This window comes from Pseudoalteromonas sp. SWYJZ12 (assembly GCF_015864395.1).
Lineage (GTDB): Bacteria > Pseudomonadota > Gammaproteobacteria > Enterobacterales > Alteromonadaceae > Pseudoalteromonas > Pseudoalteromonas arctica.
Window position 1 is genome coordinate 52,776 of record NZ_JADYXH010000002.1, and the last position, 22,180, is coordinate 74,955.

At 39.8% G+C, this 22,180-nt stretch carries 14 protein-coding genes; 4 read left to right on the forward strand and 10 right to left on the reverse strand.

All coding sequences use genetic code 11. The features are described from left to right. Positions 1-82 precede the first annotated feature (82 nt). The 4 genes from I6F42_RS02545 to I6F42_RS02560 all read right to left on the reverse strand — a co-directional run bounded on the left by I6F42_RS02545 (position 83) and on the right by I6F42_RS02560 (position 5,646). Complete coding sequence (locus I6F42_RS02545; protein WP_197150735.1) at positions 83-1,597, reverse strand: SpoVR family protein; 1,515 nt, start codon at positions 1,595-1,597, stop codon at positions 83-85. 19 nt (positions 1,598-1,616) lie between these two features. After that, positions 1,617-2,900, reverse strand: a complete 1,284-nt coding sequence (locus I6F42_RS02550; RefSeq protein WP_197150737.1) for a YeaH/YhbH family protein — start codon at positions 2,898-2,900, stop codon at positions 1,617-1,619. Positions 2,901-2,931: 31 nt separating this feature from the next. After that, positions 2,932-4,854, reverse strand: coding sequence for a PrkA family serine protein kinase (locus tag I6F42_RS02555; protein WP_197150739.1), 1,923 nt, complete (start codon positions 4,852-4,854; stop codon positions 2,932-2,934). A 210-nt stretch (positions 4,855-5,064) separates the two neighbouring features. After that, positions 5,065-5,646: a superoxide dismutase gene (locus tag I6F42_RS02560; protein WP_197150742.1), complete on the reverse strand. Its 582-nt coding sequence runs from the start codon at positions 5,644-5,646 to the stop codon at positions 5,065-5,067. A 266-nt stretch (positions 5,647-5,912) separates the two neighbouring features. On the opposite strand from I6F42_RS02560, the gene I6F42_RS02565 reads away from it, so the two are divergent. Then, on the forward strand, positions 5,913-6,251 hold the full coding sequence (locus tag I6F42_RS02565; RefSeq protein ID WP_004335359.1) for a Grx4 family monothiol glutaredoxin: 339 nt from the start codon (positions 5,913-5,915) through the stop codon (positions 6,249-6,251). Between the two features lie 89 nt (positions 6,252-6,340). On the opposite strand, the gene I6F42_RS02570 is transcribed toward I6F42_RS02565, so the two are convergent. From I6F42_RS02570 to I6F42_RS02595, 6 genes are all read right to left on the reverse strand, one after another. Beyond that, positions 6,341-7,654 carry a PAS domain-containing sensor histidine kinase gene (locus I6F42_RS02570; RefSeq protein WP_024592689.1) on the reverse strand — a complete coding sequence of 438 codons (1,314 nt, stop codon included), beginning with the start codon at positions 7,652-7,654 and terminating at the stop codon, positions 6,341-6,343. After that, entirely contained in the window at positions 7,654-8,985 is a 1,332-nt protein-coding gene (locus I6F42_RS02575) for a sigma-54 dependent transcriptional regulator (protein WP_197150746.1), read from the reverse strand. The genes I6F42_RS02570 and I6F42_RS02575 overlap by 1 nt, the downstream gene beginning before the upstream one ends. Before the next feature lie 121 nt (positions 8,986-9,106). Further along, positions 9,107-10,315 (reverse strand): FtsX-like permease family protein, encoded by a 1,209-nt coding sequence (locus I6F42_RS02580; protein WP_197150749.1) that lies wholly within the window; start codon positions 10,313-10,315, stop codon positions 9,107-9,109. An 11-nt stretch (positions 10,316-10,326) separates the two neighbouring features. After that, positions 10,327-11,640 carry an ABC transporter permease gene (locus I6F42_RS02585; protein WP_010553404.1) on the reverse strand — a complete coding sequence of 438 codons (1,314 nt, stop codon included), beginning with the start codon at positions 11,638-11,640 and terminating at the stop codon, positions 10,327-10,329. Between the two features lie 3 nt (positions 11,641-11,643). Next, positions 11,644-12,354, reverse strand: a complete 711-nt coding sequence (locus I6F42_RS02590) for an ABC transporter ATP-binding protein (RefSeq protein WP_197150752.1) — start codon at positions 12,352-12,354, stop codon at positions 11,644-11,646. Positions 12,355-12,396: 42 nt separating this feature from the next. After that, complete coding sequence (locus I6F42_RS02595) at positions 12,397-13,650, reverse strand: efflux RND transporter periplasmic adaptor subunit (protein WP_197150767.1); 1,254 nt, start codon at positions 13,648-13,650, stop codon at positions 12,397-12,399. A 698-nt stretch (positions 13,651-14,348) separates the two neighbouring features. On the opposite strand from I6F42_RS02595, the gene gltB reads away from it, so the two are divergent. The 3 genes from gltB to I6F42_RS02610 all read left to right on the forward strand — a co-directional run bounded on the left by gltB (position 14,349) and on the right by I6F42_RS02610 (position 22,177). Beyond that, positions 14,349-18,806, forward strand: coding sequence for a glutamate synthase large subunit (gltB, locus tag I6F42_RS02600; RefSeq protein WP_197150770.1), 4,458 nt, complete (start codon positions 14,349-14,351; stop codon positions 18,804-18,806). A gap of 9 nt (positions 18,807-18,815) precedes the next feature. Beyond that, positions 18,816-20,231 carry an FAD-dependent oxidoreductase gene (locus I6F42_RS02605; RefSeq protein WP_007584567.1) on the forward strand — a complete coding sequence of 472 codons (1,416 nt, stop codon included), beginning with the start codon at positions 18,816-18,818 and terminating at the stop codon, positions 20,229-20,231. Positions 20,232-21,154: 923 nt separating this feature from the next. After that, positions 21,155-22,177: a GGDEF domain-containing protein gene (locus I6F42_RS02610; RefSeq protein WP_337589868.1), complete on the forward strand. Its 1,023-nt coding sequence runs from the start codon at positions 21,155-21,157 to the stop codon at positions 22,175-22,177. Positions 22,178-22,180: the final 3 nt, after the last annotated feature.

Sequence of the window (22,180 nt, forward strand, 5' to 3'; positions counted from 1 at the left end):
ATAATACTACGTTTGTATATTCTGCTAAGGTAATCCAATCAGTATGAAAACCAATCAATATTAAAAGCTTTATTGTTCCTTACTATTGTGTTGTATGACGAGAGTCATCGACTGGGCATTGGCCAATTATAGAAGCCTCACCACACTTTGACTCTTGCTCTAGTTTTACTTTAAAGCCCCATAATCTGTAAAGATGCTTAAGTACTTCCTCGTGCGAGTTTGCTAAAGGAATGTTGTTATGAGGTACGTAGCGTAGGGTTAGTGAACGGTCACCTCTAATATCAACGTCATATACTTGAATGTTGGGTTCATGATTACTCAAGTTGTACTGCGCTGAGAGCGCTTCTCTTACAGCTTTATAGCCGTTGTCGTTATGTATTGCGCCAATTTCTAAATGGGGATTATTAGTATGGTCAATAATAGTAAATAATTTAAAATCACGAATTAATTTAGGCGATAAAAACTGGCTAATAAAACTCTCATCTTTAAAGTTTTCCATTGCAAAATGCAGTGTATCTAGCCAATTACTGCCTGCATATTCAGGAAACCAGCGTTTATCTTCTTCAGTTGGGTGCTCACATATTCTGCGAATATCAACCATCATATTAAAGCCTAAAGCATATGGGTTAATGCCTGAATAATACTTGCTGTTATAAGGTGGCTGATAAACTACGTTGGTGTGGCTTTGTAAAAGTTCTAACATAAACGAGTCGGTGAGTTTTCCCTCATCATATAAGTGATTAAGGATGGTGTAATGCCAAAAAGTTGCCCAACCTTCATTCATTACTTGAGTTTGTTTTTGTGGGTAAAAGTATTGCGAAATTTTACGAACAATACGTATCACTTCACGTTGCCAAGAGTCGAGTAATGGGGCGTTTTTTTCAATAAAATATAAAATATTCTCTTGGGGTTCAGAAGGGAAATGGCGTACTTTTTTTTTGGTTTCTTGTTGTTGCTCAGGAATAGTTCGCCATAATTCGTTTACTTGCGATTGAAGGTAGTCTTCACGCTCTTGTTGGCGTTTTTGCTCTTCAAATAGCGATATTTGTTGTGGACGTTTGTAGCGATCGACTCCGTAATTCATTAATGCATGACATGAGTCGAGCAGGGCTTCTACTTGTGTAATACCGTATTTTTCTTCACAGCGGCTTATGTAGTTTTTAGCAAATACCAAGTAATCAATAATTGAACCTGCATCTGTCCAGGTTTTAAATAAGTAATTACCTTTAAAAAATGAGTTATGTCCGTAACATGCGTGCGCCATTACAAGCGCTTGCATAGGTAGGGTGTTTTCCTCCATTAAGTACGCAATACAAGGGTCTGAATTTATCACTATTTCGTAAGCAAGGCCCATTTGTCCGCGCTTATAATTTTGCTCTGTTTGAATAAATTTCTTACCGTAAGACCAATGGCTGTAGCCAATAGGCATGCCAACGCTTGAATAAGCATCCATCATCTGCTCTGCGGTTATCACTTCAATTTGATTAGGGTATGTGTCTAACCTGTAGTGAGCTGCAACACGGGCAATTTCACCTTGGTATTCATTTAATAAATCAAAGGTCCAATCTGGGCCATCACTCAATCGTTTATCATTCATAATGCTACCTCGCTTTGGGCTATGCAGAGTTTTGCTGTTGACGACCTTTTTTAAATAGCTCCCTGAAAATAGGGTAAATATCTTCAACGCTTTGAATATGCTGTATGGCGAAATTATTATGACTGTGTGTTATAGATTGATATTCGCGCCATAGACTTTGATGGGCACGAGTAGTTATTTCAATATAAGCAAAATAACGCACTGCGCTTAAGAGCTTATTACGTAAAATTTCACCACACTGCGGAGTGTCGTCCGCCCAGTTATCGCCATCAGAGGCTTGTGCGGCGTATACATTCCACTCGTTTGCGTGATAACGCTCTTTTATTATTTCGTTCATCAATTTAAGTGCGCTTGAAACAATAGTGCCGCCAGTTTCTTGAGAATAAAAAAACTCTTGCTCGTCTACTTCTTTTGCTTGTGTGTGGTGGCGAATATAAACAACGTCTATGTCTTTATAGGTGCGTGTTAAAAATTGATAGAGCAAAATATAAAAGCGCTTTGCCATGTCTTTTGTTGGCTGATCCATTGAGCCTGACACATCCATAATACAAAACATCACCGCTTTGCTGGTGGGATGAGGGCGCTTTTCGTAATTACGAAAACGTAAATCGTAGTTATCAATAAACGGAACCGACTTAATTTGTACTTTTAATGCTGCAATTTCTTTTTGTAATAAAGCAATCGCCGCTTTATCGTTATGTGGACCAGCAAGCAGCAGAGCAAGTTGTTCTTCGAGCTCTTTTAAACGGCGTTTTTTACCTGCACTCATGGCAACACGCCGTGCAAGGGAGCCTTGAAGAGAGCGGACAATGTCAATATTACTTGGCATGCCGTCGCTACAAAACCCTGCGCGATGGGTTTTCATTTGCACTAACTTATCAAGTTGGTTTTCTTGTAAGTTAGGAAGTTCTAAATCTTCAAACAGTAAATCAAGGTATTCATCTTTTGATATCGAAAATACAAACTCATCTTGCCCTTCGCCCGAATCGCTGGCGTCACCTTCACCGGCACCACCGCCTTGCGCGCCTTTAGGGCGATCAATTTTATCGCCCGTAGAAAACTGATCGTTACCTGGGTGAATTTGTTCTCTATCTCCACCTTGCCCTTGATGAAATATAGGTTCGCTGATATCGCGTTGTGGAATAGAAATACTCTCACCAGAGCTTGAATCGGTAACGCTGCGTTTGTTAATCGCATCTGAAACTGCTTCTTTAATTTGCTTTTTATAGCGCCTAATAAAGCGCTGGCGATTAAGCGTACTTTTGTTTTTACCGTTTAAACGCCTATCTATAAAATGCGCCATAATGACCTCCTATATACTACGACTATGAAGGTTATTGCGATTTCCTAACCCGTAAATACCACTCAGAAAGCAAGCGAACTTGTTTTTGTGTATAGCCTTTTTCGACCATACGGTTTACAAAGTCCTCGTGTTTTTGCTGATCCTCTGCAGACGTTTTAGTATTAAACGAAATTACGGGGAGTAAATCTTCGGTATTAGAGAACATTTTTTTCTCAATCACCGTGCGTAGTTTTTCGTAGCTTGTCCATAGTGGGTTTTTACCATTGTTATGCGCACGGGCACGCAATACAAAGTTCACTATTTCATTACGAAAATCTTTAGGGTTAGAAATACCTGCTGGCTTTTCTATTTTTTCAAGTTCGGCATTAAGTGCCTCGCGGTCAAATAGTTGTCCCGTATCAGGGTCGCGATATTCTTGGTCTTGTATCCAAAAGTCTGCATAAATAACATAACGGTCAAAAATGTTTTGCCCGTACTCTGAATACGATTCTAAATAAGCGGTTTGCAGCTCTTTACCTATAAAATCAACGTATTGCGGAATTAAATAGCCTTTTAAAAAGCTTAAATAACGCTCTTCTATTTCGCTTGAAAATTGTTCGCGCTCTATTTGTTGCTCAAGTACATAAAATAAGTGCACTGGGTTTGCGGCAACCTCAGTGGTATCAAAGTTAAACACACGAGATAAAATTTTAAACGCAAAGCGAGTAGAGAGCCCCGTCATGCCTTCATCAACACCAGCGTAATCACGATACTCTTGATACGATTTTGCTTTAGGGTCGGTGTCTTTTAGAGTTTCGCCATCGTATACCCGCATTTTTGAATAGATGCTTGAATTTTCTGGCTCTTTTAAACGTGATAGCGTTGTAAATTGCGCCAATGTTTTAAGTGTACCTGGTGCGCATGGCGCGTTGTATAGCTCGCTGTGCTCAAGTAATTTGTCGTAAATTTTAATTTCTTCAGTTACACGTAAGCAGTAAGGTACTTTTACAATATAAACACGGTCTAAAAATGCTTCGTTGTTTTTATTGTTTTTAAAGGTTTGCCACTCAGACTCATTAGAGTGAGCGAGGATCATGCCATTAAAGGGCAGGGCACTAATGCCTTCTGTGCCGTTGTAGTTACCTTCTTGTGTTGCGGTAAGTAAAGGGTGCAGCACTTTAATAGGCGCTTTAAACATTTCTACAAATTCCATCAGCCCTTGGTTAGCTAAACATAAAGAGCCAGAGTAGGCGTATGCATCAGGATCGTTTTGAGCAAAGTGCTCAAGCTGGCGAATATCGACCTTACCCACTAGCGCCGAAATATCTTGGTTGTTTTCATCTCCAGGTTCGGTTTTGGCAATGCCTATTTGGTTTAAAATTGAGGGGTAGCGCTTAACCACTCTAAACTGGCTAATATCACCATTGAATTCTTTTAAGCGTTTTCCAGCCCAAGGCGACATAATGGTTTTTAAGTAGCGCGGTTTAATACCGTATTCTTGCTTTAGTACGTCGGCGTCCTCTATTGGGTCAAATAATGCAAGAGGATGATCGTTTACCGGAGAGCCTTTAATTGAATAAATAGGCACTTGTTGCATTAAATATTTTAGTTTTTCGGCAATGGATGACTTACCCCCACCAACAGGTCCAAGTAAATAAAGCACTTGTTTGCATTCTTCAAGCCCTTGGGCGGCGTGTTTTAAATAAGAGACTATTTGCTCAATGGCGTCTTCCATACCATAAAAATCAGCAAAGGCAGGGTAGCGCGCAACTACTCTATTAGAAAATAACCGACTTAGTCGTGCATCCGTTGCGGTATCTACCATGTTTGGTTCGCCAATTGCCATGAGTAGGCGTTCTGGTGCGCTGGCGTAGGCAGACTTATCGGTTTTACAAATCTCAAGAAATTCAGCGATACTGTATTCTTCTTCCTGTGCCGCTTCGTATCGTGCTTGGTAATGCTCAAAAATCGTCATAATAACCTCCGAAACCCGCTGTAAAAAGGTGCTTACCTTTTGAAGTCTAGTCACGAATGTGTATTTTTGTGCAATAAAATTAAAAATTTAAGTGAAAAAAGATCATGTTACTAAAAGTGTTTTATTAAATGATGAGGCGCTTGGGTGTGATAAATAAGAAACAAAAAAAGACGCCTAAGCGTCTTTTTTACATTAGCGTTTAAAGGCTAATTAAGCGAAGTTAGCGTTCGCGAATTCCCAGTTAACAAGCGACCAAAAACCTTTAAGGTAATCTGGACGAACGTTACGGTAATCAATGTAGTAAGCGTGTTCCCATAAATCCACTGTAAGGATTGGAGTAACGCCATCATCAGTTAATGGTGTAGCAGCGTTAGATGTATTAACGATGTCTAGTGAACCATCAGCAAGCTTAACTAACCACGTCCAGCTTGAACCAAAGTTATTTACTGCTTTGTCATTTAATGCATCTTTAAACGCATCAAAAGAACCCCATTTAGCGTTGATTGCATCAGCAACTGCGGCAGTAGGCTCGCCGCCGCCGTTTGGAGATAAGCTGTTCCAGTAAAAAGTATGGTTCCAGATTTGTGCTGCGTTGTTAAATACGCCGCCTTCTGATGAACATACGATCTCTTCTAGAGATTTGTTTTCAAACTCAGTACCAGGGATTAAACCATTAAGCTTAACCACGTATGTGTTGTGGTGTTTGCCATGGTGAAACTCTAGCGTTTCTTTTGAAATATGTGGCTCAAGTGCGTCGATTGCATATGGTAGTGACGGTAGTTCAAATGCCATTTTTTTATCTCCATCTTCTTTGGTTGATAGTCCATTTGGTAATACGTAATGCCTGTTGAAACAGACCAGTTACCTATACCAAGCGGTAATATAGTGTTACTATAATTGTTGAGTATTTTACTCAAGTTTAAGCAAACAGCAATGCTATTGCGAAAGACTATTTCAATTGCGGCTTTATTTGCCCATTTTAAGTTATATATTTGTGGTCACGATGAGTTATTTTCAAGACCTAAATATATTTAGCTATCGTTACTTTGAGGTTGTAGATGGAAACCATTGATAAAATTAAACAGCAAATTTCAGAAAACCCAATAATCCTTTTCATGAAAGGGTCACCAAAATTACCAAATTGTGGTTTTTCTTCACAAGCATCGCAAGCGTTAATGTCATGTGGTGAACCATTTGCATACGTTGATATTTTACTTAATCCAGACATTCGTGCTGAGCTTCCAGCATACGCAAATTGGCCAACATTCCCGCAATTATGGGTAGATGGCGAATTAGTTGGTGGTTGTGACATTATTATCGAAATGTTTCAACGCGGTGAATTACAGCCGTTAATTACAGAAACTGCTGCTAAATATAAAGAAGCTGACGCAGAGTAATTTATTACTCAACCTGAACTCAGGTTATTAAGCTCTTTAAACACAAAGCCACTTTTTAAGTGGCTTTGTTGTTTTTAATTTTTGTGAATTTACGAATAAGGAAGGCTCACTTGTACGTTTAAGCCGCCCTCTATTTTGTTATGTAAACTTATATGCCCCTGGTGCGCTTCTGCTATTTCTCTGCATAAGGCTAGCCCTAAACCACTCCCCGTACTTTTTGTAGAATAAAAGGGCACTAAAGCATTTGCCATTACTTGCTCGCTCATTCCTTTGCCGCAGTCGCTCACATTTATAACACAAGCTTGGGGTACAAATTCGACCTGAATATGTATTTCATTGGAGTTGGAGCCTGACTCGTGTGAATTTTTTAATAAGTTTATGAGCAGCTGCTCGAGTTGGGCTTGATCAGCTTGTAATTCATTGTGTGAATTTTTTATTTCGTAGCTAAATTGCCAGTGATTTTTTAAATTATTGAGTGTGTTTTGCCAGTTAATCCGTGTTTTTTGTGGCTGAGGTAATTTAGCAAACTTGCCATAGCCTTGTACAAATTCAGTTAAATGACTAATTCGCTCATCAATAGTTGCAAATACACGGGCAAGGCGGGGCTCATCAACTTTATTTGCGAGCAATTGTGCGCTGTGTAACATGGACGACATAGGGCCGAGTGAATTATTCAATTCGTGGCTGATAATGCGTATTACCTTTTTCCACACGGCAACTTCTTGGCGACTAAGCTCACGGGTTAATTGTTTAAATATATATAAATGATGCTTTTGGTTATTGAGTAAAAACTCCCCGGTGGCTAAATGCCAAGTTTGCGAGTCTTGATTCTCTATTTCTATATTAAAGAGGCCATCAACACCGTGCTCTATAGCTGCTATTAATTGCAGGGGCGAATTTTCGAGCAATTTACTTAGCTGCATACCTTCAAGGCGGGTTGCGCTATTAAATAAACTACGGCTAATTAAATTACTAAATACCACCGTATTATTATCATTGACCAGTAATAACGCTTGCGGCGAGCTTTGCAATACTTTATCAAGCATTAACTCGCGCTGGTAAATCCATTGTTTTTCTTGGCGAAGCTGTTTAGCGGTTTGATTATAAAGTCGGCATAGTTTTCCAAGTTCATCATTACTTTTATACGCTAGTAAGCTGGAGAGCTCACCATCTTTAAAATTAAGCAACCCGGTTTCGAGCGATTGCATGCCAAGCTTTATTGGTTTGGTGAGAGCTCTTGAAAGCAAGGTGCTAAATGCAAGCGTTAGTAATATTAAAAACAGAGTGTAGTACATATCAAAACCACTAAGTGCGGCAATAATAAAAACAGGCAGCGCGCTACAAAGTGCGCAAATTAACACAACCTTTTGGCTTAGGGTAAAGTGGCTAATAATGTTTGGCATTAATAATCAATACCCATTTTTTGTAATCGACGATAAAGAGCTTGTCGGCTTAAACCAAATTCACGGGCCACTTTGGCTATAACACCTTGATGAGCGCGCATTGCGTGTTCTATTTCCTGTTTGGTCGGTTCTGCTTTTGCTTCTTGTTGAGCAGTAACCGATGACGAAATTGCAAAGTCATCGACTGTAAGCGCACCTGTTGGTTTTAGTACCGCTACACGTTTACAAGCATTTTCTAGCTCTCGAACGTTACCTGGCCATTTATAATGTTGAAGTGCTTGCTCTGTGTTTATAGTCAGCTCTCGGTGAGGTAAGAAGTGGCTAATGAGTGCTAAAACATCATCTTGCCTTTCGCTAAGGGCAGGCACATTGAGTTCAATTACATTAAGGCGATAATATAAGTCTTCCCTAAATCGACCTTGTTCAATTGCTTGTAGTAAGTTTTCGTTAGTAGCCGATATTACTCGCACATTTACTTTTTGTGTTTGTGTTGAGCCTAAACGTTCAAACTCGCCGGTTTGTACTACGCGTAGTAATTTTATTTGTCCTGAAAGTGGTAAATTACCAATTTCATCTAAAAATAACGTACCGCCATCAGCTGCTTCAAATCGACCAATACGTTGTTTAGTTATCCCCGTGTATGCGCCAGCTTCAGCGCCAAAAAGTTCGGCTTCTATAAGTTCTTGTGGTAGTGCGCCTGCGTTTACCTTAATAAAAGGTTGCGATACAAGAGGGGAGTTTTTTTGAATGATATGCGCAATGCACTCTTTACCACTTCCATTAGGGCCTGTAATTAATGCAGATATATCAGATTTAGCTACTTGTAGCGCCATAGTGACCAGTCGTTCCATCGCGGTGCTTTTAAATATTAGCCCGGCAAGGTCTGCGCTTTTAAATGTACCTTCACGCTCTTGTTGATGGCGATTATGTGTCGCCACTATTTTTTTAGCACTGCCTAGCTCTATTAAGTTACTGATACAAACTAGTAGTTTTGCATCATCCCAGGGTTTTGGTAAGTAATCGGCAGCACCTGCTTTTACAAGCTCAATAGCGGTAGCAAGTTCGGTCCAGGCTGTAATAAGTATAATAGGGAGGTGTGGGTTTATTTCTCGTAGTTCATAAAACAACGTTTTACCTTCTTCGCCAGAGGTTGTGTCGCTGGTAAAGTTCATGTCTTGAATTACAAGCTCAATTCGCTGATAGCGAACTATTTGCAGAGCATCAAACGGATTTGTTGCAGTGACTACCGAAAAGTCGTGGATCTCGAGCAACAATGAAAGTGCATCGAGTACTGCTTGGTTATCATCAACAATGAGTATTTTATGAGTCATAGGTTATTTTTATAATTTTTTAATGGCTACACTGCCTTACTAATCAGTGTAGCATAGTGATTTTTACATGATTTAGTAACCTAAACTCTGGATAATAAATCTACCTCAAGCGGATTCTAGGTTAAATTGTGCGAGTTGCGATACTGGGCGAAATATTAGCAGCGCGTTTAGCTGGCGCTAATACCGCAAGTAAGCTCATTAAAAATACGGCAATGGCGGTAACGGCTATATAACTTGGCGGTAGTGCAGCTACAGAAAAATACTGCATTAACATTTTCCCAAGCAGTATTGCTGTTACTACACCTAAGGCTAAACCTAGGCTACAAATTAATGCATTTTCTACTAAAAAGTAGCTAACAATAGCTGACTTTCTTGCGCCAAGTGCTCTGCGTGTACCAATTTGCTTAGTACGTTTGCTAATATTAAATAAGGTTAAGCCAAAAATACCGAGAGCGGTTATAAGCACTAAAATAGTGATTAATACTATGAGCATGCGCATCATGAGGCGATCTTGAGCGGTATACTCATTTTTTAATTCATCAAGTCCTTTAATGTTATTAATAACGCGTTTGCTGTAATTTTCGAGCATAACATTTTCTATTTCTTTCATTACAGCTGCTCGCTGACCAGGCTCTGTACGAACGGCAACTTGTGCATAACTTGCTGCTTTAATATAAGGAATAAACGCAAGATTATCGGGTTTACTGTCTTTGAGCCACGGGCCTTTCATGTTTCCGATCACGCCAATAATTTTAAGTGGTAGGTCGCCAAAATAAACTATTTTCCCTAAACCATCTCCATCAGGGTAGAGCTCATCAAGTAAGGCTTTAGTGACTATAGTGACGTTGGTGCGCTTTTGTGTAATTTCGTTTGTAACGAGCACTTCATCTTCGGTAAAGTTTCGCCCTGCAATTAAGTTAACGCCGTAGGTATTAATTGCGTGGTCATCTATAAAAAAATAAGCGGTCCTGACACTTAGGCCTTCTTGTGGAGCAGGTTTTAAATTAAAGCTCGAAGCGCTGCCACTCCCTGATAGTGGAATACTACTGCTTAATGCGGCATCGACCACGCCTGGCATTTTTCTAAGCATGCTTTCATCAAGCTCAAACTGCTGACTTAAGTTAATATCAGTACCAAAGGTCATTACATTAAACTTAAATATATCTTGTTCAGGGTAGCCCGTTTCTTGGTTTAAATAGCTAATTCTGTCTTGAATGATAAATGCAGCATTACTGACTATTGCCGTTGTGATTGCAATTTGAATTAGCAATAATACAGCGCCCACCTTTGAGCGGCATAAGGCGTTGAATATAGGTTTTATTTCTAACATTGTGACATTCCTTATTGGCTCTTAAGATAAATGGCAGGGTTGGTTTTGCACACTAGCCAAGCTGGGTACAAACCAGCCAAAATGCAGGTTGTAATTGCAATCAATGGGGCGCTCAATAGCATGGTTAAATCCATTGTTGCTAAGTTTTCATAGTAGTCGTAGCTTTGCCCTACGCCCATTAAGCCAAGTTGTGCTAGTACAATTCCCAGCATGCCACCTATAAAGCCAAGCATGGCGACCTCAACTAAGTGCTGTAAAAATATTTGCCTTTTACTAGCACCTAATGCGCGTCTTACACCTACTTCTGGTGCTCTGCGTAAAAACTTAGCTAAAAGTAAACCTAAAATATTGGCTAAGCAGACACCTAAGAACATAAAGCTCAGGCCCACTAAAATTTTATTGTCTTCGGTGACGACGTTGTTGTATTGCATCCATTGGTTTACATCGCGAAGTTTATACTCAAGTTCTTTACGATTAAATCGACCACGTTTTTGTTGTTCTTGCATATAGGCTAATAAGTAATTTTGATAGGCTTGTTTTTGTTCAAGCGTATTTAGCTCTGCCCAAAACTGGATCCATACTTGCTCAGATTGCAGTTTATCTGCAAAGGTTGGTGTGTTTTCGTGTTTCCATCCATTGCTATTGCCCCAACTTACGAGCTCTTTTGCCTTTATTAAGCTAAAGGGCATAAATAACTCTTCTACTTGATTAAATGCACCGTTATTTAAATCATAATATTTAATATTGAGAGGCCAATGGTTAATAACACCAACTACTTGATAGCTTGCATCATCTAAGTAAATCAGTTCTCCGACGGAGTTTTGTCCTGCAAATAGTTTATCGTTTATCTCTTGGGTAATAACAACCACAGGTGCTGCTGAGTTTTCTTGCTCTTTGCTCCAAGCCCCTCCGTATAAAAATGACAAATTAAACATGCTAAAAAAGTCAGGCGTTGTCATGCGAGCATTACCTATAAAAGGTTTTATTTTGTCGGAGTCCAGATAAACTGAAAAGCCGGTACGCATCATAGCCACTTTTTTCTCTGACGTGGGTGCGTTTAATAAGTTCTCAGCATCTTGATAGGTCAGTTGCAGTGGCATGTTGTCTTCTGTCCACCACGTACTACCATCGTCCATTGTTTGTAATTGCACACTGTAAAGTTGGCTGCTTTTTTCTGGGATAGGATCGGCCGACATCATGTGATAAACACTAAGGCTGGTCATTGTTATGCCTATACCTATCGCAATGGCAAGTACCATTAAAAAGCTAACCAGTGGGGTGCGCTTGAAGCTGCGCCAACTTAAATCTAAATAATGAATAAACATTAGTTAAACCCCCGATGCTGTTTTTATAGTTTGCGCGCCCTGATAAAGCGTAAAGTCGGCAAGTTGTCCATCAACTACTTGAATATTACGCGGAGCACGGCGGGCTAATTCGCTATCATGCGTTACCATTACAATAGTGGCACCGTCGCTATTGATTTGTTCAAGTAACTCCATAACTTGGCGAGCCATTAGGCTGTCAAGGTTACCTGTTGGCTCATCGGCAAGTAAAAAACGAGGTTTACCAGCAAGCGCACGGGCTATTGCCACACGTTGTTGCTGGCCACCAGAGAGTTGTTGAGGTAAGTGTTTAGCGCGAGATGCTAAACCAACTTGTTCAAGGCATTGCTCAATTCGACGTTTTCGCTCATTTGCTTTAATCCCTCTGTAGCGAAGAGGAACTTCTATGTTTTCATATAAATTTAAATCGGGGATCAAATTAAAACCTTGGAATATAAAGCCAATTTTTTGATTACGTAAATCAGCACGTTGGTTATCGTTTAGGCTGCCAACATTAACGCCATCCAACAGGTATTCACCTTCGTTAAAAGGCTCGAGCATACCTGCAATATTTAAAAAGGTTGTTTTTCCTGAGCCGCTAGGACCGGTAACAGCAATAAATTCGCCTTCGTTTACTTGCAGATTAAAATCTCGAAGCGCATGGGTTTGTACCATTTCTGTTTGGTATACTTTACTTACATTGTTCATTTGTAACATGGTTGTTCCTAATTATTTTTAGCGTTGGTTGAGAACGTCTGTTTAATTTAATAAAATCGTGTTGGCTTGCTTAAAGTCGCTGTAGCTTGAAATAATAATTTCATCGTTTTCTTTTAGTCCACTTAAAAGCTCAACCGCATTAATGCTGGTGGCGCCTATTGTAATAGATATACGCTTTGCGATATTGCCATCGACTTTATAAGCTATAATTCCGCCTTGCTGCATAAATGCACCACGCTTTACTTGCATTACACCTTCTCGGTTGTCGAGTAAAATACGTGCAGTTAAGCGTTGGTTCTGGCGAATGTTGTTAGTAACACCTTTAAACCGGACGCGTGCGGTTACTTCACGATTATTAACTTCTGGTGATATGGCGGATAAATTCCCCATCACTGTTTCATTGCCTAACTTAAGCTCTACTTCCATACCGAGTCCTAATTCGTTTGCGTAACTTTCAGGAACTTGGAGTTCGGCTTCAAAATTACTTGAGTCGACGAGAGTCATAAGAGGTTGGCTTTGCGTCACTGCGGCTTTTTGTTGCACTAATAGGTTACCCACGATCCCAGTAACGGTAGCCTTAATAGATAGGTTGCTTACTTTTCGGATTAAGTCATCAACAATAAGTTGTTGGCGGGTCACATCACTTTTAGCAGCTTGTAGTTCAAAAGCGAGCGTGTCTTTGGCAAGCAATACCTCTTGCTGCGCATGCTTATAGGAGAGCTTAGCTCGGGATAAATCATCAACTGCTTTTTCTAGATCAATTTGGCTAATTAAGTGCTTTTGTATTGATAACTGTGCGCGACGATTTTCGCGCTCAGCGGCGTTAAGCTCAACTTGTGCCATATCGAGTGTTTTATTTAAGGTGAGTGTTTGGCGTCTTGCTTGCAAATGCTGCCTTTGCTGTTCGCCTTCAAGTCTTTTAAGTACAGACTCCTGTTGCTTCAATTCATTAGTTAACTCAGGGCTTTGCAGCAGGGCAAGTGTGTTGCCTTGCTTTACTGTATCGCCGGCCTTTACTTTTAAATCTATAAATCCACGTTCTGGACTGTAGATTTTAGGAGCATTAGCAGCAACAATTTTACCACTGGCGGCAATGTCTCGAATGAGCGCCTTAACATGTACTTTTGCAATCTGTACTTTTGAGCGGCTAATAGAGCTTTTAGCGCTATGGCTCGTTAAAAAAATATAAGCAATTGCAGAGACCACAATGAAAACAATCGCAGTGATTATCGCGTATTTTTTATAGCTTATAGGTGCCTTTACTTGTACGTCTTGTGCGCTGGTATCTTTAATCATTTAATTTCCCCTAAATTGCTTTTATGTATTTTTCGCACAGCAGTAATAAAGCTGCTGTGCAAATAGCGGCAATAGGAGAGAGTAAAAATAAGCTTAGAGTAAACATAGTAATTCCAATTAGCGATTATATATAAAGCTATACGATTAATATGCCAACTATTATGGTGTTGATATTTAAGTGTTTTTATTTTTTTGTTATTGAAATTTATGTCCGCGGACAGTTTATGTGTCCGCATCGGACATAGTTTTAAATAAAAATTCACTATTAACGTACAAAAAATGACATGAACTTTCATAACTATACTAATGAGCAGCAATAATCGGGGATGTTAAGCCATTAAAGTAATGAAATGGCATAAAACTATCTAAATGTTAACTGAATAGCCTCTCTAGCGCTGAATACTTATTCACTTTCGGTTGCCTTTACGTTTACGTAAGCTGGCACGCTGGAGACTCGTGTTTTTTACAATATGTTAAACTTGACACCAGTGTCATGAAAAAATAGTGGTTAAAATAACGCTAAATGTTAAAAATAATGATAAAAAGAAATCTTGCTATGAAGTGAGAAATATTCAAGAATGTGAATATGTATTCAAAGTGCTATTGACTCTATTTAAGATAGAGGCTAGTTTTGTCCGTCTGTTAGCAAATCGTCGAGCAGTTCATCCACGCTAACAGTGCAGCAAGGGGAGGGGTCTATGTTATACGACTCAAAGTTAGAAAAAGAAAATTGTGGCTTTGGCTTAATAGCTCAAGTTAATGGTCAAGCTAGTCATAGGCTTATTCGTACTGCTATTACGGGGCTTGATCGCATGCAGCACCGTGGTGGTATATCTGCCGATGGTAAAACAGGTGATGGCTGTGGTTTATTATTACAAAAACCAGATAGCTTTTTCCGTGCTATTGCTAGTGAACATAACTGGCACTTAGGAAAAAACTACGCAGTGGGTATGATATTTTTAAATTCAGACCCTGTTTTAGCGCAAGCTGCAAAACAAATACTTAGCGAAGAATTAGAAAAAGAAACGTTAAATATTTTAGGTTGGCGCGTTGTGCCAACCGACCCATCTATGTTGGGTCCTATTGCTGTACAGCAATTACCAGGTTTTGAACAAATTTTTGTTAGCGCGCCAGAAGGTTGGCGTTCTAAAGACTTAGAGCGTCGCTTATATGTAGCACGCCGCCGCGCTGAGAAGCGCATTGTTGATGACGAAGCTTTCTATATCGCAAGTCTATCTGGTTTGGTAACTATCTATAAAGGCTTAATGATGCCTGCAGATTTACCAAATTTTTACCTAGATTTAGCTGATATTCGTATGACGAGTGCGATTTGTGTTTTCCATCAACGCTTTTCTACTAATACTCAGCCGCGTTGGCCTTTAGCTCAACCTTTCCGCTATTTAGCACACAATGGTGAAATTAATACTATTGAAGGTAACCGCCAGTGGGCACGCGCACGTTCATATAAGTTTGCGTCACCGCTTATTCCTGATTTACAAAGCGCAGCGCCGTTTGTAAACGAAACCGGCTCTGATTCATCAAGCCTAGATAATATGCTTGAGCTATTTTTAGCTGGTGGCATGGATTTATTCCGCGCTATGCGTATGCTCGTACCACCTGCATGGCAGAAAAACCGTGCAATGGACGACGATTTACGTGCATTTTACGACTTTAACTCTATGCATATGGAACCATGGGATGGCCCGGCAGGTATTGTTATGTCGGATGGTCGTTTTGCGGCTTGTAACCTTGACCGTAATGGACTTCGTCCAGCGCGTTATGTAATTACACAAGATGGCTTTATTACGCTTGCATCAGAAGTGGGTATTTGGGATTACACTGCCGATGAAGTAGTTGAAAAAGGCCGTGTTGGTCCAGGTGAATTATTAGTTATTGATACTAAGCTTGGCAAAATTTGGCACTCAGATGAAATCGATCAAGATTTAAAGTCTCGCCATCCTTACAAGTCATGGCTTGAGGAGAACGTTAAGCGTTTAGTTCCATTTGAAGAGCTTACTGAACAAGACGCGGGTAATCGCTCATTTGATGACGAAACGCTAGCTAAATATCAAAAAATGTTTGGTTATACCAACGAAGAGCTTGATAGTGTTATTCGTGTAATGGGTGAAAACGGCCAAGAAGCAACCGGCTCAATGGGTGATGACACGCCATTTGCAGTGCTTAGTGAAGGGCATCGTTCGCTTTATGATTACTTCCGCCAAAAATTTGCGCAAGTAACAAACCCACCTATCGATCCACTGCGTGAAAATCATGTAATGTCGCTTGCGACATGTATTGGTAGTGAGCAAAACGTATTTAACGAAACAACAGGCCACGCTAAGCGCCTACAGTTTGATACGCCAATTTTAATGTACGCAGACATGCAGCAGCTATTAAATGCTGATGAAGCGCATTACAGCTACTGTAAAATTGATATTACCTACACAGTTGAAGAAGGTTTAGAAAATGCGGTAACGCGTATTTGTGACCAAGCACAAGAAAAAGCAGCCGCGGGTTGTATAATGCTTATTTTAACTGACCGTAACTTTGATGAAGCAAATTTGCCGATTCCAGCAGCTATGGCTGTAGGTGCGGTACAAAAACGATTAGTTGATAACAATCTTCGCTGTGAATCAAACATTATCATTGAAACCGGTAGCGTGCGTGATGCGCATCAGTTTGCTGTGTTATTAGGCTTTGGTGCTACGGCAATTTATCCATACCTTGCGTATGAATCGTTAGTTGCAATGAGCGACAGCAAAATTATTAATAAGTCGTATTGCGAAGTAACTCTTGCTTACCGTAAAGCCATTAACAAGGGCTTATACAAAATCATGTCTAAAATGGGCATAAGTACGGTTGCATCATATCGCTGCTCAATGTTGTTTGAAGCGGTTGGTTTATCTGACGCTATTGTACAAATGTGCTTTAAAGGTGTGGCAAGTCGCATACAGGGCGCATGCTTTACCGACTTTGATGACGATCAGCAAAGCTTACACAAACTCGCTCTAAGTAAGCGTAAATTATTAAGCCACGGCGGCTTGTTTAAGTACGTACATGGCGGCGAGTATCATGCTTATAATCCTGATGTAATCCAAACCCTGCAAAAAGCAGTTCGCTCTGGTGAATATAGTGATTACAGTGAATATGCAAAACTTGTTAATACGCGTCCTATTGCCACTTTACGTGACATGCTTGCGCTTAAAATTCCAGAGCAAGGCATTAGCATCGATGATGTAGAGCCTGCAGAAAACCTATACAAGCGTTTCGATTCAGCAGCAATGAGTATTGGTGCATTATCGCCAGAAGCGCATGAGGCTCTAGCAATTGCAATGAACCGCTTAGGTGGTTGTTCAAACTCTGGTGAAGGCGGCGAAGATAAGCTGCGTTATGGTACCGAGAAAAACTCGCGTATTAAACAAGTTGCTTCAGGTCGATTTGGCGTAACGCCGCATTATTTACGCAGTGCTGACGTTATTCAAATTAAAGTAGCGCAAGGTGCAAAACCAGGCGAAGGCGGTCAATTACCGGGTGAAAAAGTAACCCCATACATTGCTAAACTTCGTTATTCGGTTCCCGGTGTTACGTTAATTTCGCCACCACCACATCACGATATTTATTCAATTGAAGATTTAGCGCAGCTAATTTTCGATTTGAAACAAGTAAACCCTAAAGCGCTAATTTCTGTAAAACTGGTTTCAGAACCAGGCGTAGGAACCATTGCAACGGGTGTTGCTAAAGCGTATGCCGATTTAATTACTATTTCTGGCTATGATGGTGGTACAGGCGCAAGCCCACTTACTTCAGTTAAATATGCAGGTAGCCCATGGGAACTAGGACTTGCAGAAACGCAGCAAGCCCTTGTTGAAAATGGACTGCGTCATCGTATTCGCTTGCAAACAGATGGTGGCTTAAAAACGGGTTTAGATATAATTAAAGCGGCAATTTTAGGTGCAGAAAGTTTTGGCTTTGGTACCGGCCCAATGGTTGCGCTTGGTTGTAAATACTTACGAATTTGCCATTTAAATAACTGTGCGACCGGTGTTGCAACACAAGACGAAACACTTCGTCAAAAGCATTACCACGGCTTACCAGAAATGGCGATGAACTACTTTAAGTTTATAGCGCAAGAAGCACGTGAAATCATGGCAAGCTTAGGTGTTGTAAATTTAACTGATTTAATCGGTCGTTTAGATTTGCTTGAAGCAATTGAAGGCAAAACAGCAAAACAGAAGAAAATTGATTTATCTTCCGTAATTGCTCAGCCTAATAACCCAACAGGTGAAACACTTTATTGTAGTGCGCCTAATAGCTCACATTATTTAGGAAAGCTTAATGAGAGCCTACTTGGTAAGGCGCAAGAAGCAATTGATGCTTCAAGCGGTATTTCACTAGTAAGTCGTATTTGTAATACGGACAGATCGGTAGGTGCAATGCTTTCTGGCTATATTGCCGATAAATATGGCAACCAAGGAATGGCGGCAGATCCTGTAGCAATTGAGCTACACGGTACTGCGGGTCAATCATTTGGTGTGTGGAATGCCGGTGGCCTTGAAATGACACTGGTTGGCGATGCAAACGATTACGTAGGTAAAGGCATGGCGGGTGGCAAGTTAGTTATTCGTCCACCACTTGGCTCGTCGTTCGAAAGTCACAAAGCCACAATTGCAGGCAACACATGTTTATACGGTGCAACAGGCGGCAAACTGTTTGCTGCAGGTTGTGCAGGCGAGCGCTTTGCAGTTCGTAACTCAGGTGTGCAAGCGGTTGTTGAAGGTGTAGGTGACAACTGTTGTGAATACATGACGGGCGGCGTTGTATGTGTACTGGGCAATGTAGGCGTTAACTTTGGTGCGGGTATGACAGGTGGTTTTGCTTATATTTTAGATGAGCGAAATGATTTTGAAAAACGCATTAATCCAGAGCTTGTCGAAATAGTAACACTAGACGAATTAACGTCGCATCAAGAACATTTACGCGGCTTAATTGCTGAGCATTTAGAGCTTACGGGTTCGTGCAGAGCAGAAAGTATTTTGGCTAACTTTGAATTGTACTTACCTATGTTCAAATTAGTAAAACCAATATCAAGTGACGTAAAAAGTTTACTCGGGCATCGCGCTCGCAGTAGTGCCGAACTACGTGTTCAGGCGCAATAAGGGGGCAGTATGAGCGAAAATGTATATCAATTTATAGACGTGCAGCGTGTAGACCCACGCAAAAAACCAATCTCGTCACGTAAAAAATCTTTCGTAGAAATTTACGAACCCTTTTCAGAGAATCAGGTTAACTCACAAGCTGACCGTTGTTTAGATTGTGGTAACCCATACTGTGAGTGGAAATGTCCAGTACATAACTACATTCCACAATGGTTAAAGTTAATACGCACGGGCCGTATTATAGAGGCGGCTGAGCTTTCTCATCGTACAAATAGTTTACCAGAGGTTTGTGGGCGTGTTTGCCCACAAGACCGCTTGTGTGAAGGCTCGTGTACGCTCGATGAAGAGTTTGGTGCGGTTACAATTGGTAATATTGAAAAATACATTACTGATGAGGCATTTAAAATGGGCTGGAAGCCTGATATGTCTTATGTAACATGGACTGACAAAAAAGTAGCCATTATTGGTGCGGGCCCTGCAGGTTTAGGGTGTGCTGATATTTTAGTGCGTAACGGCGTTAAACCAGTAGTGTTTGATCGTCACCCAGAAATAGGTGGACTACTCACATTTGGTATTCCTTCTTTTAAACTTGAAAAATCAGTAATGCAAAAGCGCCGTGAAATTTTCACTGAAATGGGCGTAGAATTTAAGTTAAATGTTGAAGTAGGTGTTGATATTACACTTGATCAAATTTTAGCTGATTACGACGCTGTGTTTTTAGGGGTTGGTACGTATCAGAGTATGCGTGCAGGTCTTGAAAATGAAGATGCAGCGGGTGTTCACGATGCATTGCCGTTTTTGATTGGTAACACGAACCGTGTAATGGGCTACGACGAGACAAAACAACCGTGTATTGATATGGCTAATCAAAAAGTAGTTGTACTTGGTGGTGGTGATACAGCGATGGACTGTGTGCGTACGTCTATTCGACAAAATGCTGCAAAAGTAACGTGTGCTTATCGTCGTGATAAAGAAAATATGCCAGGCTCTAAACGTGAAGTTAAAAACGCGAAAGAAGAAGGCGTTATATTTACGTATAACGTTCAGCCTAAAGGCATTGTACTGAACGATAAAGGTAAAGTGACCGGCGTTAAAATGGTTAAAACTAAATTAGGCGAACCTGACGCAAAAGGCAGAAGCCGTGCTGAAGAAGTACCTGGTTCAGAACATGTTATTGAAGCTGATCAAGTTATTATGGCGTTTGGTTTCCAGCCTCACAAAATGGATTGGTTAGAAAAATACGATGTAGAAATAAACAACTGGGGCGGTATTAACGCACCAGAACAAGGTGAGTTTACACATCAAACTACTAACCCTAAAATATTTGCTGGTGGCGACATTGTACGTGGTTCAGATTTAGTGGTAACTGCTATTTTTGAAGGACGTAACGCTGCAGAAGGTATTATGGATTACTTAAAAGTTTAATTTTTCGTGTTAAAATAACGATATTTAAAGCAAGCCAAGTGGCTTGCTTTTTTATTTGTTTTATCCAAATGTAATGTCAACATAATTAGTGACAAATGGGGCTATATTTATACCACCTTTTGTATGGCTTTCTTGAACAACACCTTTTGTTAGTAACTTCATGTAGAAACCTTATATAGTAACTTTCAGAGAAACTGCTTTGTTATTATGGGTTGTTCTTTATAAGCCAAATGCGATTTCTTTGGGTATCTACTAAGCGGCTTTCAGGGCTCGTTTCATATATATAAACGTTATCGACACTTCTTTCTTCTATGTCGTTTATATACTCTAATACCAATTCGGTTAATTAAGTGATCTATTTTGAGATAACAAAATTATGTCGATAATGGGGCTAAAGTTTTGCTACTTAGGTGTTCTCGGCAATTACCTCTACATTGCTTTGTATTCATGCAGTCGTATTTCGAAAGTTTTAACGCAGTTAGCGCCAAGTTCAATCCTTGAAATTGATTGAGTAATATCGCGGATTGGTATAGTGCGTGTACTTTTTTGTAGCGGCACTTTTATTGATTAATGTGTTGTTGACTCGGTCCTGGCACAATTCATAGAATAGTTATTACCATTTTTAACTGTGCAGGTTTATATTATTTTTTGACTACCAGTCAGTTCGATTATTGCAGGAATAAAAGGGCGTACTTATATAATTTAGCAAATGGTATTAGTGCCAAGCAATTTAATATCGTAAAAATGTACTTACCTGAGATAAATGCAAGAGGCTAAAAATATGTGCACAATTGTCAGTGTTAATTACTAACCTTAATAGTTGATTTAAATATAAAGTAGGTTCATTATTGCACGCTGTTTACGGTTTGCTTACTTTATATCTATAAGTTTGCTTTTATATACAAATAAAATAAATAGAAATTATGTACGAATACTCAAACAATTTAGAAAGGAAGCTCATTGTTCGGTTCTTTTCCTCAATAGGGTTTATAGCAACGTTTTCGATGGCTAGCTTGGCATTTATTAACAACAGCTATTTATTAGCATTTACTTTGGTTGTTTCTTCGTTTGTTTACTTATCGGCGTTTAATATAGGTAGAGGTGTAGAGAAGTCTGCAACTGTAATTTTATATAACCTGTATGCACTGATGTTTTATCTTGTACTTACAGGAGGAGCACAAGGTACAGGGCCTATATGGATATTTATAGTGTCTCCTGTTACTTATTCAATTCGAGGGCTTAAACGAGGGACGTTTGATATTGTTTTATTTTTATCGGCGATTGTTCTCGGTTTCTATTGCGCTGATACATTTAATATATATGACTACAATCCTGAACAGTTTCCAGTCAGAATCATACTCGCTTTTATAATTGTTGCATCGTTGAGTGGTTATTACGAATTTTCAAGAGAAAAATACAGCAGTAAATTAATTGCTTTAAGCAAAAAAAATGAATTTTTAGCAACTATAGATCCACTCACTAATCTGCCAAACCGCCGTTTCACTATGAATAAGCTTATAGCTTTTAAAAATGAGCTTAAAAATAATAATATCCCGTTTGTAATATTATTAGCTGATGTAGATAATTTTAAAAAAATTAATGATCAATTCGGCCATGATTTTGGCGATGAAGCTCTTATCCATTTAGCAAAAACGTTTGAAAATAATATTCCGCAAAATGCGATTGCTTCACGTTGGGGCGGTGAGGAGTTTTTAATTGTGATTCCAAATGTAACCGTTGATGAGGGTGAGCTCGTTGCAGAAAAAATCCATAATGCCCTTAAAGCTTCAGCTGTAAGCTTATTTTCAGATAGTGTAAATATAACGCTAAGTATTGGCATCACAGCTGCAAACGCTGAGCGCTCAATTGACCTAGATATTAAGCATGCTGATGAACTACTTTATAAAGCAAAAGAGCAAGGTAAAAACAGAACGTGCTCTTTTTAAATG

Bases quoted from the DNA above. Each gene is read 5' to 3' on its own strand.
- I6F42_RS02545 (WP_197150735.1), bottom strand. From the start codon at position 1,597: ATGAATGATAAACGATTGAGTGATGGCCCAGATTGGACCTTTGATTTA.
- I6F42_RS02550 (WP_197150737.1), bottom strand. From the start codon at position 2,900: ATGGCGCATTTTATAGATAGGCGTTTAAACGGTAAAAACAAAAGTACG.
- I6F42_RS02555 (WP_197150739.1), bottom strand. From the start codon at position 4,854: ATGACGATTTTTGAGCATTACCAAGCACGATACGAAGCGGCACAGGAA.
- I6F42_RS02560 (WP_197150742.1), bottom strand. From the start codon at position 5,646: ATGGCATTTGAACTACCGTCACTACCATATGCAATCGACGCACTTGAG.
- I6F42_RS02565 (WP_004335359.1), top strand. From the start codon at position 5,913: ATGGAAACCATTGATAAAATTAAACAGCAAATTTCAGAAAACCCAATA.
- I6F42_RS02570 (WP_024592689.1), bottom strand. From the start codon at position 7,654: ATGCCAAACATTATTAGCCACTTTACCCTAAGCCAAAAGGTTGTGTTA.
- I6F42_RS02575 (WP_197150746.1), bottom strand. From the start codon at position 8,985: ATGACTCATAAAATACTCATTGTTGATGATAACCAAGCAGTACTCGAT.
- I6F42_RS02580 (WP_197150749.1), bottom strand. From the start codon at position 10,315: ATGTTAGAAATAAAACCTATATTCAACGCCTTATGCCGCTCAAAGGTG.
- I6F42_RS02585 (WP_010553404.1), bottom strand. From the start codon at position 11,640: ATGTTTATTCATTATTTAGATTTAAGTTGGCGCAGCTTCAAGCGCACC.
- I6F42_RS02590 (WP_197150752.1), bottom strand. From the start codon at position 12,354: ATGTTACAAATGAACAATGTAAGTAAAGTATACCAAACAGAAATGGTA.
- I6F42_RS02595 (WP_197150767.1), bottom strand. From the start codon at position 13,650: ATGATTAAAGATACCAGCGCACAAGACGTACAAGTAAAGGCACCTATA.
- gltB (WP_197150770.1), top strand. From the start codon at position 14,349: ATGTTATACGACTCAAAGTTAGAAAAAGAAAATTGTGGCTTTGGCTTA.
- I6F42_RS02605 (WP_007584567.1), top strand. From the start codon at position 18,816: ATGAGCGAAAATGTATATCAATTTATAGACGTGCAGCGTGTAGACCCA.
- I6F42_RS02610 (WP_337589868.1), top strand. From the start codon at position 21,155: ATGTACGAATACTCAAACAATTTAGAAAGGAAGCTCATTGTTCGGTTC.